This is a genomic window from Bacillus cereus (assembly GCF_002561295.1).
Lineage (GTDB): Bacteria > Bacillota > Bacilli > Bacillales > Bacillaceae_G > Bacillus_A > Bacillus_A cereus_S.
The window spans coordinates 13,082-32,050 of sequence record NZ_NTUG01000034.1 but is presented as its reverse complement, the minus strand read 5'-3'; the positions used below and the strand labels follow the sequence as shown (position 1 = coordinate 32,050).

Below are 18,969 nucleotides of genomic sequence, written 5' to 3'. Positions count from 1 at the left end.
ATATTATTCCTCTAAATCCTCGCTCTTCTTTTACTTACCTTGATATACATATTATTTTTGTTTAATCACTTCCCATTAGGCTCATACTAACTTTTGTTTAAAAAATATGAGAAATGGAGCTGGATAAAACATGGAATTTGAAGGTAGAAATTCTACAGAATCTGCACTTCTTCATTATAAGTATGGCTTGGGTTTATTTACTGAAAAGATGCCTAAACTTGCCGAACAATTTAATTCCTTTACAGAGGAATGCTTTAAAGATGGCACCCTATCAAAAAAGCAAAAACAGTTAATTGCTTTAGGGATTAGCCTTTATTCTCAAGATGAATATTGTATCATCTATCACATTAAAGGATGTCTAGATCAAGGAGCTTCAGAACAGGAGATCTTTGAGGCGGTGGGAGTAACAGCTGCATTTGGTGGTGGTGGTACTATGAGTCAGGCAGTAACTCTTGTACAAGAGTGTATCCAAGAGTTAAAGCAGTAATAGGAATATATTTCTTGAGTTCCTGTCTTGCTATCTTTACACAATAAATAAAAACAAAAAACTTGAGCGTGTGTGAAGTATACTCAAGTTTTTTGTTTTTATCCTTAATTCATACTATAAATTGCCCATGATAAGTATGTAGCAAAGGTAGTCCATAACAAATAAGGGATTAGAAGCCATGCAGCTACTTTAGATAAGCGGAATGAATAAATGATAAGAAGAAATGCAGTAACAGCCACTAACAGACAACCTATCGTTGCTAAGAATAAATCTTTTTGGTGGAACTGAAAAAAGCTAAAAGCCTGATTTAAAATATAATTTAGAACAAATAAACTCCAAAATAATTTGGGCTTAAAGTTATACTTGTTATGGATAATTGTAACAGATAAAGCAATTAATCCGTATAATACTGCCCAGACAATTCCAATTGTCATACCAGAAGGTGTCCAAGACGGTTTGTCTAGAGAATTGTACCAACTACGATCAATTGGAAATAGGATACTTGAGACGTAAAATAATCCATATGTGATGAAAAACACTAAGATACTAAATTTCTTCATGACTTCCTCCTTTTTGCTAAATATATTTCTGTTATTAGAGATCGTATTATATTTTGCATTCTTTCCGTTTTACAGAAAGTTATTAGGATTTTTACTTATATTATGCTCGTTTTTGATTAAAATCCTTAGATTTTTCAATAGATCCCTAGTATTTAGACTAGCGACTCTCATTCCATTAATTATATCTATTAGGGTAAGTTCCCATCATATTCCTTACTATTAATAAAAACTATGCACATTAATAAAAATCAAATAAATGGAAGGGATATAGCAGTTTTCACTCATTATTGTAATGATTCTCCACTCGGATATAAATATATCCCCAATATAGTTATATCCGAGGTGATTTCACTGAGCTTCTGATATAACATGATTATAAAATAGACGAAAATCTTTTTGGATTCGTACAATGAGTTATTATATATCCTTTGTGATGTTTAATACATAACATATTTCAACTTACCATAAGACTTCATCCAGCTCTTACGATTTCAAATGATTTGCTCTCTATAATCATGAACGAATTCTTCCATGGTAATTGGAATTCTACCTAGTAATTCTAACAAGTCTGGCGTAACTCTTTTGGCTAATCCTAATTTAGCTGTTGTATATATACCAATCATCACCATGATAAAATCAGGTTTGATTCCTTTTTGAATCATCTTTTTTCTGAATTTCCATATACCGGGATTCGTATAGGTTATTTGTTCGTTCGTTTCCTTTGAAATAATTTCAGCAACTTCATAATACGTCAATGCTTTACTCCCTGTTAAATCGTACGATTGGAATTCGTGACCAGCTTCTGTTAATACTTTTGCAGCCACTTCTCCTATATCGCGCACATCAATAAAACTTGTTTTCCCTCTACCTGCTGGTACCTCTATTTTTTTTTGATTTCTTAACTCTTCACCATGTTGTGATAATAAGTTTTGCATAAAAAAGCTCGGTCTTAAAAATGTATAAGGGATTCCTGAATCTTTTATTATTTCTTCTATTTTTGCATGTGGTACTATAGGATTCTTTTCTACACCTAGTAAAGATAGAAATACAATATGTTGAACACCTACTTCTTTCGCAACATCAACCACAGGTTGAAAATACCTCTTCCCATCAGCAAGATGTGGGGGACGAAGAAGAAATAATTTTGTTACCCCAGTTAAAGCCGATTTAAAGGATGAGGGATTTTCAAAATCAAAATATATCTCTTCTTTGTCTCTTTGACGAGTAGCAATATGAAATTCAACATTTCTTTTTATTAACCCTTTTACAACTTCTTGCCCTACATTTCCCGTAGCACCTGTTACTAAAATCATGCCAATGCCCCCTATTTCGTTTTTAAATTTTGAATCATATTCTGTAACACATGGATAGTCGTTTCCACTTCATCTTTTGGAATATTTGTTACTGCACTCTTTATAACATCATCACTAACGTTTTTTATTTCTTTTATTAACTTGCTTGTTTTCTCTGTTAGGAATATTAGGTGAGATCGTTTGTCTTTAGGATTATGCGTTGTGAAAATAAAGTCTTTTTGCAATAAACGCTGGATAATCCCTGTCACAGTTGGTCGGTCTGCTATCAGTCTCTCTGCAATCAGGGCCGGTGTCGTTCCATTGGGATGAAGAGATATATCTTTTAAAACTGACCATTGCTGTGCTGTTATCTTATATATTTTAAGTTGATTTGATAATTCTGTTTTTGTCATTACGCTAACTTTATGCAATAGATATCCTAAATTATCCATATACAACTCCTTTTAGTTAGTACACTAATCATATAATTAGTGTGCTAACTAAAATCTCAAAAGTCAAACACTCATATAGTATATTTAAAGAAATACGATGTACTTCAAAAACATGATTTTTTAGTGAACTCTATATTTCTTAACCAAATTACAAATCTAAACCGATCCCTGACCCATATATTTGGCTAGAACGTGATTTAACCACGCGGTAAATTCTATTTAGTTCATTTGATTCTTCTATTTGTAATATGAATAATCGCCTTATTTTGTTCTTTTCTAGGCTGTACAACTACTATTGAATCCCGATAACTATACCTTTATAAACAACTATTTACTTTTCCTATTGTCGAAGGGAATATACGGGTTAACATTTAAAAAATATAGAATTCCCAGCACTAAATATCCCTTATTTCAAAGAAAAAAAGTCTAAACGTACAGCAAACCCCTTAAAATTTGTCAAAATTGTGTCAAAACGTATAATTTTCTTTTTTTGATATGGTGACCCCATGCCCATCAAGCTAAGTTTGGAGTTATCTATGAATTTCCGTTCTTGTTGCCTAAACTTGATATTTTGTTTATTTGTTTTAAAAATACGCATAACAAATAAACCTTATTAAGGTTTATTTTTTTAGATTATGCAGTTTTTTTCTCTTGATTGGATACAGTGTACTGATAAACGACACCTAAAATATCAAAAACCGTCTTTTTCTCATATCGATGGGATTTCCGTCCGTTTTTCTGTAAGAGGTCAAACAGGCGAAGGAGAATTTTTGATACTTCTTGGGTGTCTTTTCGTATAGCTTCATACACTAGATACAGATGATCTTGAATCATATAAATTGCTTTATATTCACTTAATTCTTTTTGTTTTTTCTGTAGTAACAGCTGTCGCATTTTAAACATAGTAGAGGAACAAAGAAAGATAGCGATTAACTGTCCATAAAGATGACATTCTAGACGCTCTTGCTTGATGCTGTGACAATGATTGATACCAAAAAGAGATTTCCATGTTTTAAATACAATCTCTATTTGCCAACGTAGAGAGTAGATATCATGAATATGTTCCATCGGAACAATTTCCCATGGGATGTTGGTAATATAAACATTGATTTCTGTTAAACGTTTACTTCTTTCAGAGTATGTAACTCCTTTTTTCTTTTCAACATAAGTTTGTTGTTTCCTACGTTTATGAATTTGATTTGATGTGAGTCTGTATATTACAACTCTTGAGGGTAATTTTTGTTGTCCAATATAAGCATTCTGAATTTCATAAGTATCTCCTGGTTTTATCTGATGCATAATATCTTCAAGGTTAAGCAAAACATATAAAGATTGCTTTTTTACTGTCCCATCCCGAAAGAATTCTGGAGATTCATTTTTTACATATACTCTATTATTTAATTTCAACCGTGAAATATAGAACCCTCCCCGTTGATCCATCTGGTCTAAATCTTTTAGAGAAAAGTATCCTAAATCTCGAATACATAAATCTCCCGGGCGTAAGGTATCCAAACACTCTGTACCAAAGGTTTTATCATTATTTTTACCTGGTTCCATTTGAAAATTGAGGAATTTCCCACTATGTAAATCGTACTCTAGCTGAATCTTAATACCGGCTGTTTGTGCGCAGCCTCCTGAACCAGGGTAAATAGTGGCCAAATGATTGGGGACTTGAAAAATAGTAGCATCTAAAATACGTATACGTTGAAAATAAGAAATGTATTGGTTTGAGATTTGAGAAGAATCGTTTAGTTTGCTTTTGATTAAAAGGGAAAATACACGCTGTAGAAATAAAACAGCACATCAGTTAAAGCGTTGATTAAGTCCTTCTGGACTCATAAGTGTAGCTGTATTTGCATAAAGCTGACTACATAATCGAGTAAGAGAATCGCTTGCTACATGTTGGCTAATCCAAATACATAAGGCAGCCAAATCCCGTGCGCCATATTTACTTTTTCGTTTTACAAAACCTGTCTCTTGTGCAAGTTGTTGAAGAATATGTGGAGACAGATATCGCTGTAATTCTTCAGCCAATAAGCCAAACTCGTCTTGAATAGATATATTCATACAAAAACGCCATCCTTTCTGTATATTTCTACATAAAGAATAACGTTTTCTGTAAATTATGGGTATAAATCCATCTTAATTTGAAGGTGATGGAGTAGCGCAATCAAAACGCGAATTTCGTAAGCTAAGAAAATTTCTATAAAGAAAAAGCCGATTTCCTGTACGCTAAGGAATTAGCTATTTTAATTTATTTTACAATTTCACTCTTAAGTGAAATAAATATATTTATTGACAAGCTCCTAGAGGGTTTCCGTCAGGATCAAAAAATGTAAAGAATTTGGTAGACCCTTCTTCATCAATAGGATTTACTTTGACACCACGTTCAATTAACAGTCGGTAAGTCTCATTAATATCTTTAGGGATAAAGTTATAGTATTTTCCTACTCCAAAGTTATTCTCAGGAAACTTCATTGGTTGATGATTAACAGTTTTTACAAGACATACTACTGTTTGTGATTCTTCTTCAATCTTCATAACTGCGGCTTCTTTCTCGATATAAATAAGTTTAAATCCTAATTTTTCTTCATACCATTCAGATGAAATTTTTGGGTCTTTGACTGGTATAAATACGCCTTCCATACCAGTTAGTAATGACTGTGACATTCTACATCCTCCTTAAAAATCTTTTCTTGTTTTATTCGCTAATATTAAGCTCAAGCCTTCTTTTTCTTGCTCAAGCATCTAGTCCTTTTACTAACAAAAATTATAAAAAATCCTTAGCGTAACAATATTCGCGTTTTGTTGGTGAAACTCCAGATGAAATTTTTGTTTTGGGGGTGCTTCAAAATCTTAGCTTGATGGGCATGTATGGTGACCCCTATGAGAGTTATTTCACCTCTAAAGCAAAAGAATATGACATATATCATGTAGTTGTTTTTCTAAAGTACATTGATAGATACTAATAATTTTTTTAGGTGATTTTTAAAATACAAAATCGTATCCAATTACATACTAAAGGTATTTACATATTCATTGCATCTAATGTGTAAATACCTTTACCTTTTCAACTTTTGATACAACGTTATTTATTCTACAGATAATAATTTCTCCATAATCATCACATCAACATGTTCCCCTTCCATTACCCCCTGCTTTTCAAACACTCCTACTTCACGATAACCCATTTTACGATATAACCCTTGACCTAGATTATTAAAAGAAAAAGTAAACAAAACAAATTTATAAAATTCATTTTGCTGTCCGGTCTTTTCTAAAGCTAAAAGTAACTTTTGTCCCAAACCTTTTCCACGATATTCTCTCTTTATGTATATAGATAGCTCTCCTACTCCTCTATATGCGCACCGATGACTATACGGATTAATTGACGCCCAACCAACGACCTGGTCATCCTTTTCTAAAACAATTACTGCGTATCTTTCATCACGTTGAAGCAACCATTTCACAACATATTCGTCAGTTTTAATCTCTGTTTCTAAAGTAGCAATACAATCCTCAATTCCCTCATTATAAATAGCTGTAATTTCCTGTACATCTTGTTCAGTCGCTATTCTTACTCTCATATTTCCCATGCCCCTTTTGAAAATTTATTTACCAACAAATTATACATAAGATTCTGAATCTATTTTACATATTGTCAGAACAAATCAACCTTCGTTTTCCTATCGATTTTTGTTATTCCATTCACATAAACCAAAAACCATATAAGAGCTAACATTATAAAAATACTGGATCCACCCCAATAAAGGTATATAAAACCATCATCCAACATTAACAAAGCATAACTTATAACAGGTCCTACTGCTGCACCTATATCTTGAACTATTGAATATACAGTTAAAAATGAAACAGCATTAGATACCTTTGCGATATCTGAAGCTAATGCATCAGTTAAGGTTGTTAAAGCTGTAGCTCCTAGCATTACTAAAAGAATTACAGTGAACCAGATTATAAGTGAAACATGATTTGATATAATTCCGAATGGTACACCTACAAATGCTAATGAACTAATGTAAAGAGGTAATCTTCCTTTTTGTCCATCAGACCAATCACCAAATTTACTCCCTAAATATGGTTCCCACATCCAACGTATCGCTTGAATAACACCAGATAAGAATGTAACACTAATGACAATCCCAAAAAGTGTAATGTTTTGACCGTAATAATGTGCAATAATAGCACTAAGTGTAGAAGTAAAAATCCCTTGAAATATTAAAGTAATAAAAAATCCGCTCGTAACAACAAGGATTTTTTATTTTAAACTGCTACAAATGGATATACTGCCTTCTACTTTATGTTCCTTACTATTTTGTTTAGTAAGTCTAGTTTTCAATGATTTGATTACTAATAAAATTCCTATTAGTGAAAGACATCCAAAGAAAATTGAAATAAATTTCAATCCTACAATTGGTACAAAAATCCCACCAAGTAACATTCCAAACAAGCTTCCTAAACGAAATAACCCATTATATAATCCCATTAACTTGCCGCGATTATTATCGTTAGCAAAATAAACAATTGTTGTAAGACCACCAATACGAAAAAATGACCACGCTATTCCCCATAACCCTCGTAAAACTAACCAAAAAACAAAGCTTTGCGCAATGCCATAACCCAATGTTGTTATGCTTCCAAGTATGATGGCCAGTATTAACCCTGTTTTTAGTGAAATCCTTTGATATAACCATCCTACGAAAGGGTTAAAAGGTAATCTAATAATACGGTTTATGGAAAGTAGTATTCCAACTTGCCATATAGAATTAAGTCCAGCTTCTTTCCAATAGATTGGCAATACAATATATAGCATTGAATCGCCCAATAAACTTAGGGCTGTAGCGAGCGCTACCATAATAATAATCTTAGTAGAATGCGATTCATTTTGTATAATCCGCAATCTCTAATCACCTTCTTTGAGAACGAAGAAATAAATGAACTTAAAAGTTTTGATAACTCCCCCTCAAATTACTTCTTGAATTTGTTTCATTCAAACCTGAAAGAATGTTTCTCATTCATACCTTTTAACTCATCATATGCATTAAGAAAATTTCGGTATGATATTTCCCCCATACTCTCTTTTTCTAATCCAAATAATCGTTGAAAAGTATATTCTTTTGCCCTATCCACATTATACTGACATGCATTCATAATTAACTTCATATAGGCTACAAAATATTCTTCACTCAAGTTACCCGCATGGTTAATTGTCATTTCACTCGTCTTCCTTTCCTACACAAATTCATAGAAACAATTTACTAAAGAAGAGAGTGAATGTATCATTCTCCTCTTTAGCTATCATATCTTTTAGCAACAAGAATCCTGCTCACCACATGAGTTTTTCACATTTAAATTCACACTACAAACACCTGTTTCTGGCAAATCAAGTTCTACTTTTTCTGCTGACTCATAGTCTCCAGTAAGATATGCAACGATAGATCTAACTTGTTCATAACCTGTTGCCATTAGAAAAGTTGGTGCCCTGCCATAACTCTTCGAACCTACAATATAGAAATCTTTTTCCGGTTGGCGAAGTTCTTTTTCACCGTGAGGCCGAACTGTACCACAGCTATGCAAATTAGGATCAATAAGTGGTGCTAATGCTGCCATGCTTTCAGTAGCAGAATCTATAGAAGTACGTATTTCACTTATCATAGATAAGTTAGGACGATTACCTGTATTTACAATCATCTCATGGACATCAGTAATTTTTATTTCTTGTTCTTCTTGATGACCTACAATGTCCATTCCATTTTTTGTTCTAACTACGTATTGGATTTTATATGGTGTGATTACTTCCACGTTTCCTTCATCAACTAATTGATGAATATGGCTACCTAAGGCACCGCGTGCTTCAAGAGCATCTTTTTCCTCTCCCCATATGCTTCTTCCACACGTTGTTTCCTCATAACCCAAACAATATTAGTTTCCGGATTTGATTCTTTTAATTTAGCTAATTCTAATAAAGCATTGATTGCAGAATGACCACTTCCAACAACAGCTACACGCTTATTGGCATATCGCTTTTGTTCTTTTCCTAAAATATCTGGAATACCATAAAAAATATGCTCGTTAAGGGATTGTTCCTCTTTCAACCAAATACCATTAGAATTTGCCGGATTCGGATTTCCCCAAGTACCAGAAGCATCTAAGACAGCTCTAGCTTCATAAACCTGAAATGCCCCTTCTTTTTCTGTATAAATCATAAATGGCATGTTTTCACGATTGGCAGTTTTCATTTTATCTGTATCTTTTCTACCTATGGATAAGACTTTTGTATTCAAGTGAATATATGGTAGGATTTCTGGAAGATTGGCTAATGGCTGTAAGTATTGTTCAACAATTTCTTTCCCTGTTGGTAATACGTTTAAGTCTGGCGATTCCCAACCATGTTTTTCAAGAAGAGATAAAGCTTCTTTGTCTATGTTATATTGCCAAGGTGAAAATAAACGTACATGTCCCCAAGTAAGAATATTTGATGCTATATTTTTCCCAGCCTCTAATAAGATAAATGATTCTCCACGTTTCGCTAAGTGTGCTGCTGCTGCCAACCCTACAGGTCCTCCCCCAATAATAGCTATTGGTAACTGTTTTAATCTCTGCATATCAATATTGTTTTGTAGCGATTTGTTTTCCGTTCCACAACACTCTTGTACCTTGAATGGAATCTGAATAGGTTTCATGAAAAATCCCCCTTATTTTCTTAAAAATTATTAAATGTAAATCGTTTATTCAATTAGATACATCAAAAAAAATTGATTAAAAGCCTACAAAGCTGCTATTTCGTCCCATCAAAATTATGACATAGGACGAAAGATACAGCACAATTGCTCAGATAATAGTGCATCAACTTCTTTTTTATTAATGTTATAGTAACTCCATGTTCCTTTTGTTTCTTTTGTAATAAGATTCGCATCAAGTAAAAGTTTTAAATGATATGAAAGCTTCGATTGTGGTAAACCAAGAACATCTGTTAAATCACACACACAAGTTTCTCCGCGTTGACATAATTCATACAAAATATGTAGCCTTTTTTGATCTGCCAATGCTTTGAACTTCTTTTCATATGTTTCAAAAGTTCGAGTAGTTGATTGATTATACAATTTTATTTCTTTCATGGTGGTTTCCTTTCATCAATTTTTTTTGATATTTTTAATATATACGACTTTCGATACCTTTACAACCAATAANNTTATTGGTTGTAAAGGTATCTTTGGAATAATGTTCGATTAAAAAATACCCTTCCATCCTCATTTAACGACAAATATAAAAACTCCATTTAAAAAAAGATTAATCAAAATGGAGTTACTCTTTTTAGCTAAGTATGAGATTTTCATAAAAAAGTTTGTTCATTTTAACATTCTAATAACTTTTAGGAAACTCACAATATACAGCGTGTACTGTTGAGCGTCCGTTTCTTCACGGGAACGGCACTATACAACAGGATTATAGAATTCAAATAATGGTTACAAAAGAGTCCCCAGCCTATTTAAGAAGAAGGAGGCACATATTCTTCTTCACTCTGCAAACTTTTATTAATTTGCTATTACTCTTTAGGCTTGTTATTTTTCTGAATTTCTTTATTTAAATTCTGCTGATTATTCCTTTTAAATCTTTGTTTTTGCGTGGCCCTACCTTTTGTATTTCCTTGAGTGTTCCTTTTTGCTCTTCTTATTCGTCTTTGTCTGATTTCTTCCTTACTTTTTTCAACATCCCGATATGACCGATTTAGCTTATCAAAAATATAATCAAATACTAAAATTGCTTTTAAAGAATTAATTTTTGTTCCATATTTTAAATCTTCCCCGTGTAAAATTGCATGACGACTTAAATCGGATTTGACTTCTTTTCCTCTATCAAATCGAGCTAAAATTGTCTTTATGTAAAATGTTTCAATCTGCTTATCAAAAGAAAATGAAGTATTTCGTCCTAATAAAAATTGGCGTAAAAAGTCTTTTTGATTTATATATCCAATCTCTTCATCTAAATCAACTGCTTCCAGCCTTAGCATACCATCTACTAAAATTCCTTCAGTTTGTGCAAGAATAGTAGGTATTGTCAATGAATAGTAAGAATTAATATGACCGTCAATAGCATTTTCCAAAATCGGCATACGTTCTTCTAACCATTTTGCACGTTGCCAAGAATTACGAATTTCCTTCAAAGTATTATTATTAAAAATAAAAAGAGTCATGTACCTTGTAACAAAGCGCTTTGTATATTCCATACCTTTGTTCTCATATAACATAACGATTCGTTTCATACCTGACAATGGTATATTATCATGCGGAGGAAACTCCATTTTTAGCATAATAGTTTTAAAGTTTATAGTGGTTTCTTCTGCTATTTTAGCTTGTTCACGTAATACTTTTAATTCTTCTTCAAAATCAAAAGTTTTCAAAGCTTCACGAATAGTTTGTCCTACCGAGCTAACGGAATTAAAAGCATCTCTAAGTGTATGGATAGTGTTTCTCAATTCTGCTCCTATAGAGGGCATAGCGAGTTTTATTTGTTCTCCGACAGATGCAACTTCTCTTAAAGCTTTCGTCATTTCGTTCTGAACCAATTTTGTTGTTTGGAACATTCCCCTTAATTTAGCACCTATTTGTATAGGCTGTAAGATATTTTTTAAAGGTGATTCGAATTTAAAAATTTCAGGAAACAAACTTGTTAATGGATCAATATTTTCTTCCCTTCGTTCAATTTCATGCTCTATACTATCTTGTTTATCTGAACTTAATTTTTCACTTCCCTCTACGTTTTCCATTACTTTAAGTTCTTTCGTTTCCTTTACTTCAATTTCCTCTACTGGATCTGTACACTCTCTGTGTTCTTCTTTCTTTTCATTTCCCTCCATACTCCCAAAACCTCCGTAGTGAATCTTCCTTATTTCTTCCAATATGATTTTACTACAATTTAACGCTTAATGTATTAGTGTTGCTTTGAAATAACGTTTAATCAAAACACATTTAGAATTCTTAATTGAAAAGATAAAGTATCGCAACTTTATTCAAAACTTCGCGTCTTTCTTATAAACATCGTGATTTTATTTCAAATCCATAATAAAAGTATTAATATGTAAACTAAATTAAAAAGACATTTACTAAAATCATCCGTAAATGTCTTTTTATTATTAACGTACACCATTACTAAACATTTAATGATTAACTTTGTTTGAAGCATTGACTTATTTACGAAACCCAACTATTCACTAGATTTACAAATTGGCCAATCTTAATAGCAAGTTGGGATCCACTTTCCGCTGCTGAATTAATGTCCGTCAGAGCCGTTGTTGCTCTTCTAAGAAGAGAGGGTTTCGGCGTCTGACCTTCCTCGATATTCTGTACCACCTCTCCAACAAAATCTATAGCATCTTCTTGAACATCTTTGTTTTCCATAGAAGTTCCTTTTAAAAGTTCGATTAGTTCTTGAGCTACTTTTTGGAGTTCCTTACCTTCATCTTGGTTATTTGTTTGATGAGCTTCAATATTTCCTTGCTCTGCATAGTTAAACTGTCCGACATTACCTTGAATTAATATTTTTGCATTCGGTTTTTCATCAATTCCCAATTCAATTGCCATCTCCTCTAAATAGTCTGTAATATGATTCACTAAAAGTCTTACAACTTGATAATTAAATTCACGTACTTGATCTGAAAATTTTGCTCCCTTATAGAAAGCATATCCAAATGTCAATTCATGATAATTATTTAAGTGCACTATCGCATATTTTAAAAGTTGATAAATAAAGCTTATTTCTTCATTATTATCAATGGGAATGTCATACTTTGATCCATACGTCTTTAACTTGATAATTTCTTCTATATTATATTCTTGCGTATGACATTTACGTATAAAGTCATAAATAATAGGTTCACCTTCAATATATGTAATAAACTTTTTAGCTAATCTCATAGTCTCATGCCCATCACTTGCATTCAACAAATCTCCAGAGACTCTTCTAAAATTTTTAGATATAATTTTAAATTTTTTAATAGGAATAAGAACTGATGCTTCCAACTAATTCACCCCACAGTATGGACAAAATGGAGAATGTCCTGCTTTAGTTAGTATAGTTAATTTAGCTTTTCTATCACAACATACAAACTCCACTTCATCTAAATCATCTTTTTCATATAATGCTCTTGGTTGTTTTGTTACCATTGGTTTCCCAGCTTTAAATTTTATACCTTTACTTCTTTTAAAAGACTTTTCTAATCCTTTGAATAGATCATTTACCATATGCGCCATTTCATTATCTGCTAATATCATAGCATTTCCCTTAATATCCTCAGTGTAATATGCAGAAACTGGACTAGGAATACCACAACTAGGACAAAATAACTCAATAACATCATCTTCTTGTACTTCATCAGCTCTTAATTTAAATTCTTCTCCACAAAATGAGCACCTAAAAGATGAAAATCCAGTCATGTCGCTTTGTTTAGAAATTATAAATTTTTTGGGCATTACAATAGCTCCTTTATTATTTCTTAACATAATAAGTTAATTATTTTATATATAATGATACAAAAATAAAGTCTTAAATTAATAACTAGTATACCTCTTCAAATTTTCATTTAATGTATAACTCAATAATCAAAATGATTTTATCATAGCAGAAGACTAACCTTTATTAATTCTTTACCCTCACCTAAAATTCCTTTTTTGTACACAAAAAAAGCATGACATAAAATTGTCATGCTTTTTCTCATATAACCTAACAGTATTTTAAGTGTACATCTTTGTTGTCATTTCACATCAGTAAAGAACTTTTTTATTCAGTAAAGGACTTTTTTATTTGTTGACATTTCTTACTTTTCAAACACAAAGTTAATTTTATTCTCTTTCCACTCTAACTTCGCATCAAACGTTTTATCATTCTTCTTAAAACCTTTAATTAAATCCGTCTGTTCACCTTTTAATAGCTTCGTCATATTTTTTTGTGAAATTGTTTTTCCTAATATTTTTTTGGAGATTGTAAAATCACATTGGGTTGTATTATAGTTTGCACAACCATAGAAAGTCGATTTATCGATTACATCACCATCACACTTTTTACAGTTCCCTACTTTTTTACCTGTTGTAAATTTCGATCCTTTACGTTCAATCGATTCAACGTGTAATCCCGTAAAGTCCCACTTCTCAGACATTTCAATCGCATCTTCAATGATTTTCGCTGATAATTTTTTCGTTTGTTCCATAAAGGTTGCTGGTGAGGCTGTACCTTCTCCAATTTCCGCAAGGCGCTGTTCCCACTTTGCCGTCATTTCTGGAGAAGCTAAAATTTTATCCCCAATTGCAGTAATTAATACTTTCCCTTTATCCGTTGCGTATACTTGGTTTTTCTTCACATCAATATACTTACGATCTTTCAGCATCGTAATGATGCCTGCACGAGTTGCTTCTGTCCCTAAGCCCTCTGTCTTCTTTAATACTTTCTCAAGCTCTTCATTATCTAGGTACTTTCCAGCCGTCTTCATTAATGTAATAAGTTGTCCTTCTGTGTAACGCTTTGGCGGCTGTGTTTTCCCTTCTTTCACTTTCACCTTTACGACTTTTCCTTGTTCACCTTCTGCTACGATCGGAAGAATCGTTTCATCATCTTTATCATCTTGAAAAATAACTTTGCGCCATCCTTCTTGAATTTGTTGTTTCCCTTTTGAAATAAATTCCGCACGTCCATCCACAAGCGTTGTAATGGTTGTATAGTCAAAAATTGCAACTTCATAATGTGCTGCAATTAATCTTCTAACGATCATATCGTAAATTTTCTTTTCATCACCAGATAGTTTACTTGGATTTGTTACTTGTTCCGTTGGAATGATGGCGTAGTGATCCGTCACCTTTTTCTCATTCACATACCGCTTATTATTCATAATGGACTCAATCGGTGCCGGTAACAAACCTTTATAGTCATCAAACTGGCTTAACTTCTGCAAGATATCAGGAAACGTTGCTGCTTCTCCTTGTGTTACATAGTTAGAATCAGAACGTGGATACGATACGATTCCTTTTTGGTACAAAGCCTGTGTTATATCAAGCGTCTTTTTTGGCGAGAATTTAAATGCTTTATTCGCTGTTGCTTGCAGTGATGATAAGTTAAATAAAAACGGTGGCTGAAACTCTTTACGTTCCGTTTTCATTTCCTTTACTTCAGCCGGTTTATTTTGGCAGAATGCTGCAATTTTATTCGCCATATCAGGATCTTTTAAACGGGACTCATTATCTTGTTCCCATTTTCCTTCATATTTCTTTCCTTCGATATTAAAAGTCGCAAATACTTCCCAAAATAGTTCTGATTTAAAATTCTCAATTTCCTTTTCACGTTTTACGATTAGGGCTAATGTCGGCGTTTGTACACGGCCAGCCGAAAACACATCATTCATCCCTTTTTTCTTTAATAAAATACTAAAAACACGCGATGCATTCATCCCAACTACCCAATCAGCACAAGACCTTGTATATGCTTCATAATACGTATTGATTGTGTCGGATTCATCAAGTAAATTTTTAAATCCTTGATAAATCGCTTGTTTCGTTAAGGAAGAAATCCAAAGACGTTTCATCGGTTTTTGTACGTCACACAAGTTGATAATATTTCGTACAATTAATTCCCCTTCTCGCCCCGCATCGCCTGCATGAATAATTTCCGTCACTTGCGGATTATGTAACAACTGTTTCACAACATTAAATTGCTTATATTTTGATTTTGTAACTTCAAATTGAAAACGCTCCGGAATCATTGGTAATGTATTTAACGACCATTTTTTCCATTCAGTGTGATAATGCTCTGGATTACACAACTGTGTCAAATGACCAATTGCCCATGTACAGTAAGCTCCATCTGGAAATAGCTCATTTGCTTCTACTTCTAAATAACCGTCTTTTCTTCGATATTTAAATTGAGAAACAAGAGCCAAACCTTGATCTGGTTTTTCAGCGATTATTAATGCGACCATATTTTTCAAGTCACTCTCCTTTACCCCTTATAAAATAAGGTATTAACGCTTCTCGACTTTTTTATAGTCAAAAAAATATTCAAAACGAAGATTTTTTACCAATCAAAATCATCTTTTTGAATATTTATACTATTTTCGGATTTTAATTGTATAATGTCATCCCGCTCTTCTTTCGGATTACTCATATCTACATTTTGACTAAACTTTTCAACATACGTAATAGGATTACCAAAAGTTTCTGTCAAAGCATAATTTATTTTTTCACACTTCGCTTCCCCTGTATGTATTACTTTTTCAATTCTTTTTCTAATCGAACAAGCAAAGAAAAATCCATCTCATAATGTGTTTCATTTTTCATTTTCATTCTCCAAGTTTTTTATTATATCATTTTTCTGATCCCATTGCCTTGAAATATTTGCTAAATCACTTTGTAAAACCCCTATTTTCTCTACCAATCTATCCACTAAATTGTTATATGGAAGAAGACCTTTCATTCACAACAATTGATAAGGAAGAAATGATGCTAGAAGACCTGAAGCTAAAAAAACGACTTAGCTTTAACTTTTTGTGTCCAAAATATTGACTCAAATCCAAATGATTTAGAAAGAAATAGGCAGTGTTTTTACGTAATGAAAGTACTGTTTTTTTCTTTTAGTTATACAAGCATGATTCATGCAGTGGTGGTTGATATATATCATTTTAGCTTTGTAATATTTTAACAATTAAGATTTTTTAAAAAACAAGGAAAATAATATTGTTATATGCGAAAAAAATCATTATAATACTACTTATTAATAAGATAGTTATTTTTATGGAATAAAATGTGATAAAAGAGGCCATCCATCAAAATAATTATCTGAATTTTTTTATTATAAAAAACCTTTTGATATATCCCGGAATAGTGTAGAAGGATAAAATCAAAAGCACAACCCTAGGATGGAAATTGACTTTCATAAACGTCATCTATTATTCAACGGAATCTATGTGGAATAGATTTGTAGGGTTGTGAGAAATGAATAGCTCTATAGCAGCAATGTTGCAATTTTATCTTCAATTGATGGGGGAGTATTTATGAACAGTATACTGAAAAAGTGGAATCAAGTGAGTATAGTAAAACAAATCATTGTAGGGTTGCTTATTGGTATTATTCTATCTGTGACAATCCCAGAAGTAGCAAAACCTATTGTAATTTTAGGTACTTTATTTGTAGGTGCTTTGAAAGCAATTGCACCTGTGCTTGTACTTTTCTTGGTTATGTCAGCCATCGCACAACATAAGAGTGGTCAAAAAACGAATATGAAGTCCGTTATCTTCCTATACCTTTTGGGAACATTTTTAGCTGGATTAATCGCGGTTATTGTAAGTTTTATTTTCCCTGTAACTTTAACACTTGCAAAGGGTGCTGAAGGTGTGACTGCTCCTGGCGGTATTACAGAGGTTCTCAAATCCTTACTGCTGAACATCGTTGATAACCCAGTTAAAGCAATTTCTAATGCGAACTATATCGGTATTTTAGCTTGGGCGACACTCCTTGGTTTAGCTTTACGAAATGCCTCTGATACGACAAAAACGATGATTTCAAATTTTTCAGATGCTGTATCCAAAATGGTTACATGGATTATTAAACTTGCACCATTAGGAATCATGGGTCTAGTAGTGGATTCTATTACTACAAATGGAATTGAATCATTACTAAGCTATGGTAAATTACTTGCTGTTTTGATTGGTTGTATGTTCTTTGTAGCGCTGATTGTCAATCCAATCATTGTGTTCGCATTTATACGTCAAAATCCTTATCCGCTTGTTTTTAAGTGCTTAAAAGAAAGTGGTATTACAGCATTCTTTACACGTAGCTCAGCTGCAAATATTCCTGTAAATATGCGATTATGTGAAAATCTAGGTTTGAATAAGGACAGTTATTCCGTATCTATCCCATTAGGTGCAACAATCAATATGGGTGGTGCCGCTGTTACGATTTCTGTTTTGACACTTGCAGCGGTCCATACACTTGGTATTCAAGTAGACCTTCCTACTGCAATCATCCTTAGCGTACTGTCAGCTGTATGTGCTTGTGGTGCTTCAGGGGTTGCTGGTGGATCTTTATTACTGATTCCTCTAGCATGTAGCTTATTTGGAATCTCACCTGATATTGCTATGCAGGTAGTTGGAGTAGGCTTTATTATAGGTGTTTTACAAGACTCTTTTGAAACGGCACTTAACTCATCCACAGACGTACTTTTCACAGCAACAGCTGAATTTAAAGAGTGGCGTAAAGAAGGGAAAAACATAAATATTCGCAAAGTATCGTAAAGAAGAAATCTAGTTTTGCAACAATAGTTATGTTGTTTTCAAAATTCCGATCAAAAAAAGGTAAGCTCAGATTAGTCATTTCTAATACGAGCTTACCTTTTTTTATATAATTTCATAGAAGCTTCTTTTATCACTAAACAGACGCTTATGAATCAACTATTTGACTTTTCAGCGTATCTAATCCAAAACGATTAATAAATTTAAAGAAAGGTTCTCTCTTTTTACCGTGTTCAGAGTAGATATCAATGATTTTTTCTACCACCTCATAAAGTTGTTCAGGAATTAACTGCTCCATAAATAACGTTCCAACTTGTGCATTCATTCCTTTTGCTCTACCACCAATATATAAATTGTATCCGTTTCGTATTTTCATAATCCCAATGTCATTAACGAGAGGTTCCCCACACCCAATTGGGCATCCAGTATATGCAGGGCGCAGTGTAAAAGGGACAGGTTTCCCTGCTATTTTCTTATTTAACTCAATTGCAACTGGCATACCCTCTTCTTCTGCACCTTTGCAAAAATTACATGTTCTTAAACTTTTCACGAAATTCCCTATCGGGTAACAAGATAAACCAACTACCTGAAATCTTTCTTTCACTAATTCTAGCTTACTTTTAGGTATTTCAATGTAAAGTTGTTGAAAAGTTGTCAACTCTATCTCATCGCCATCATCCATATACTCAGCGATTACAGAAAGTTGTTTCGCATTTAATTTTGCACCAAATGCTATTCCACCGTTTATAGCTAATTTCACCATTGTTTCTTTTGATTCCATTATAAATTTCACATCCTTCTTTCCTATTCAGTTATCCTTTATACATTACCCTTGTTAGGTATTTAGAAGTCGTTACTTTCTGGATTCACCTTATTTTAAAAATAGGACTGA

The 18,969-nt window shown here is 32.8% G+C and carries 16 protein-coding genes and 2 pseudogenes; 2 read left to right on the top strand and 16 right to left on the bottom strand.

Annotated features, from left to right (window positions below; genetic code table 11):
• Positions 1-130 precede the first annotated feature (130 nt).
• Positions 131-487, top strand: coding sequence for a carboxymuconolactone decarboxylase family protein (locus tag CN373_RS18375; protein ID WP_000393937.1), 357 nt, complete (start codon positions 131-133; stop codon positions 485-487).
• A 104-nt stretch (positions 488-591) separates the two neighbouring features.
• Here CN373_RS18375 and CN373_RS18370 read toward each other — a convergent pair whose 3' ends face one another.
• From CN373_RS18370 to topB, 15 genes and pseudogenes are all read right to left on the bottom strand, one after another.
• Positions 592-1,047, bottom strand: coding sequence for a TspO/MBR family protein (locus CN373_RS18370; RefSeq protein WP_000714565.1), 456 nt, complete (start codon positions 1,045-1,047; stop codon positions 592-594).
• Positions 1,048-1,538: 491 nt separating this feature from the next.
• The gene (locus tag CN373_RS18360) at positions 1,539-2,360 is read right to left on the bottom strand and encodes an SDR family oxidoreductase (RefSeq protein ID WP_000604779.1); all 822 of its coding nucleotides are present in this window, start codon (positions 2,358-2,360) and stop codon (positions 1,539-1,541) included.
• Positions 2,361-2,371: 11 nt separating this feature from the next.
• Positions 2,372-2,791, bottom strand: a complete 420-nt coding sequence (locus CN373_RS18355) for a MarR family winged helix-turn-helix transcriptional regulator (RefSeq protein WP_098359855.1) — start codon at positions 2,789-2,791, stop codon at positions 2,372-2,374.
• A 633-nt stretch (positions 2,792-3,424) separates the two neighbouring features.
• Positions 3,425-4,858: pseudogene (locus CN373_RS18350) on the bottom strand (IS4 family transposase).
• A gap of 225 nt (positions 4,859-5,083) precedes the next feature.
• Positions 5,084-5,461, bottom strand: a complete 378-nt coding sequence (locus CN373_RS18345) for a VOC family protein (RefSeq protein ID WP_000083516.1) — start codon at positions 5,459-5,461, stop codon at positions 5,084-5,086.
• 422 nt (positions 5,462-5,883) lie between these two features.
• On the bottom strand, positions 5,884-6,378 hold the full coding sequence (locus CN373_RS18340) for an arsinothricin resistance N-acetyltransferase ArsN1 family A (protein WP_098359854.1): 495 nt from the start codon (positions 6,376-6,378) through the stop codon (positions 5,884-5,886).
• A 74-nt stretch (positions 6,379-6,452) separates the two neighbouring features.
• Positions 6,453-6,899, bottom strand: coding sequence for a hypothetical protein (locus CN373_RS25890; protein ID WP_235674849.1), 447 nt, complete (start codon positions 6,897-6,899; stop codon positions 6,453-6,455).
• A 168-nt stretch (positions 6,900-7,067) separates the two neighbouring features.
• Complete coding sequence (locus tag CN373_RS25885) at positions 7,068-7,709, bottom strand: MFS transporter (RefSeq protein ID WP_235674848.1); 642 nt, start codon at positions 7,707-7,709, stop codon at positions 7,068-7,070.
• An 86-nt stretch (positions 7,710-7,795) separates the two neighbouring features.
• Positions 7,796-8,023: a hypothetical protein gene (locus tag CN373_RS18330; RefSeq protein WP_098523414.1), complete on the bottom strand. Its 228-nt coding sequence runs from the start codon at positions 8,021-8,023 to the stop codon at positions 7,796-7,798.
• A 93-nt stretch (positions 8,024-8,116) separates the two neighbouring features.
• Positions 8,117-9,492 (bottom strand): annotated as a pseudogene (locus CN373_RS18325) (FAD-dependent oxidoreductase).
• Positions 9,493-9,606: 114 nt separating this feature from the next.
• Positions 9,607-9,927, bottom strand: a complete 321-nt coding sequence (locus tag CN373_RS18320; RefSeq protein ID WP_000658769.1) for an ArsR/SmtB family transcription factor — start codon at positions 9,925-9,927, stop codon at positions 9,607-9,609.
• Between the two features lie 428 nt (positions 9,928-10,355).
• Positions 10,356-11,666, bottom strand: a complete 1,311-nt coding sequence (locus CN373_RS18315) for a hypothetical protein (protein ID WP_098359853.1) — start codon at positions 11,664-11,666, stop codon at positions 10,356-10,358.
• Between the two features lie 334 nt (positions 11,667-12,000).
• Positions 12,001-12,723 carry a hypothetical protein gene (locus tag CN373_RS18310; protein ID WP_033664670.1) on the bottom strand — a complete coding sequence of 241 codons (723 nt, stop codon included), beginning with the start codon at positions 12,721-12,723 and terminating at the stop codon, positions 12,001-12,003.
• A gap of 105 nt (positions 12,724-12,828) precedes the next feature.
• Entirely contained in the window at positions 12,829-13,278 is a 450-nt protein-coding gene (locus CN373_RS18305; RefSeq protein WP_165770755.1) for a hypothetical protein, read from the bottom strand.
• 344 nt (positions 13,279-13,622) lie between these two features.
• Complete coding sequence (gene topB, locus CN373_RS18300) at positions 13,623-15,770, bottom strand: DNA topoisomerase III (RefSeq protein WP_098359852.1); 2,148 nt, start codon at positions 15,768-15,770, stop codon at positions 13,623-13,625.
• A gap of 1,071 nt (positions 15,771-16,841) precedes the next feature.
• On the opposite strand from topB, the gene sstT reads away from it, so the two are divergent.
• Positions 16,842-18,080, top strand: coding sequence for a serine/threonine transporter SstT (sstT, locus tag CN373_RS18290; protein ID WP_001084668.1), 1,239 nt, complete (start codon positions 16,842-16,844; stop codon positions 18,078-18,080).
• Between the two features lie 145 nt (positions 18,081-18,225).
• Here sstT and CN373_RS18285 read toward each other — a convergent pair whose 3' ends face one another.
• On the bottom strand, positions 18,226-18,858 hold the full coding sequence (locus CN373_RS18285) for a hypothetical protein (protein ID WP_000444020.1): 633 nt from the start codon (positions 18,856-18,858) through the stop codon (positions 18,226-18,228).
• Positions 18,859-18,969: the final 111 nt, after the last annotated feature.

What these genes read in the sequence shown, in the direction of transcription:
- CN373_RS18340 (WP_098359854.1), bottom strand. Translation starts at nt 6,378, where the DNA reads ATGAGAGTAAGAATAGCGACTGAACAAGATGTACAGGAAATTACAGCT.
- CN373_RS18320 (WP_000658769.1), bottom strand. Translation starts at nt 9,927, where the DNA reads ATGAAAGAAATAAAATTGTATAATCAATCAACTACTCGAACTTTTGAA.
- CN373_RS18375 (WP_000393937.1), top strand. Translation starts at nt 131, where the DNA reads ATGGAATTTGAAGGTAGAAATTCTACAGAATCTGCACTTCTTCATTAT.
- CN373_RS18285 (WP_000444020.1), bottom strand. Translation starts at nt 18,858, where the DNA reads ATGGAATCAAAAGAAACAATGGTGAAATTAGCTATAAACGGTGGAATA.
- CN373_RS18355 (WP_098359855.1), bottom strand. Translation starts at nt 2,791, where the DNA reads ATGGATAATTTAGGATATCTATTGCATAAAGTTAGCGTAATGACAAAA.
- sstT (WP_001084668.1), top strand. Translation starts at nt 16,842, where the DNA reads ATGAACAGTATACTGAAAAAGTGGAATCAAGTGAGTATAGTAAAACAA.
- CN373_RS18360 (WP_000604779.1), bottom strand. Translation starts at nt 2,360, where the DNA reads ATGATTTTAGTAACAGGTGCTACGGGAAATGTAGGGCAAGAAGTTGTA.
- CN373_RS18305 (WP_165770755.1), bottom strand. Translation starts at nt 13,278, where the DNA reads ATGCCCAAAAAATTTATAATTTCTAAACAAAGCGACATGACTGGATTT.
- topB (WP_098359852.1), bottom strand. Translation starts at nt 15,770, where the DNA reads ATGGTCGCATTAATAATCGCTGAAAAACCAGATCAAGGTTTGGCTCTT.
- CN373_RS25890 (WP_235674849.1), bottom strand. Translation starts at nt 6,899, where the DNA reads ATGTGGGAACCATATTTAGGGAGTAAATTTGGTGATTGGTCTGATGGA.
- CN373_RS18330 (WP_098523414.1), bottom strand. Translation starts at nt 8,023, where the DNA reads ATGACAATTAACCATGCGGGTAACTTGAGTGAAGAATATTTTGTAGCC.
- CN373_RS18310 (WP_033664670.1), bottom strand. Translation starts at nt 12,723, where the DNA reads ATGAGATTAGCTAAAAAGTTTATTACATATATTGAAGGTGAACCTATT.
- CN373_RS18370 (WP_000714565.1), bottom strand. Translation starts at nt 1,047, where the DNA reads ATGAAGAAATTTAGTATCTTAGTGTTTTTCATCACATATGGATTATTT.
- CN373_RS18345 (WP_000083516.1), bottom strand. Translation starts at nt 5,461, where the DNA reads ATGTCACAGTCATTACTAACTGGTATGGAAGGCGTATTTATACCAGTC.
- CN373_RS18315 (WP_098359853.1), bottom strand. Translation starts at nt 11,666, where the DNA reads ATGGAGGGAAATGAAAAGAAAGAAGAACACAGAGAGTGTACAGATCCA.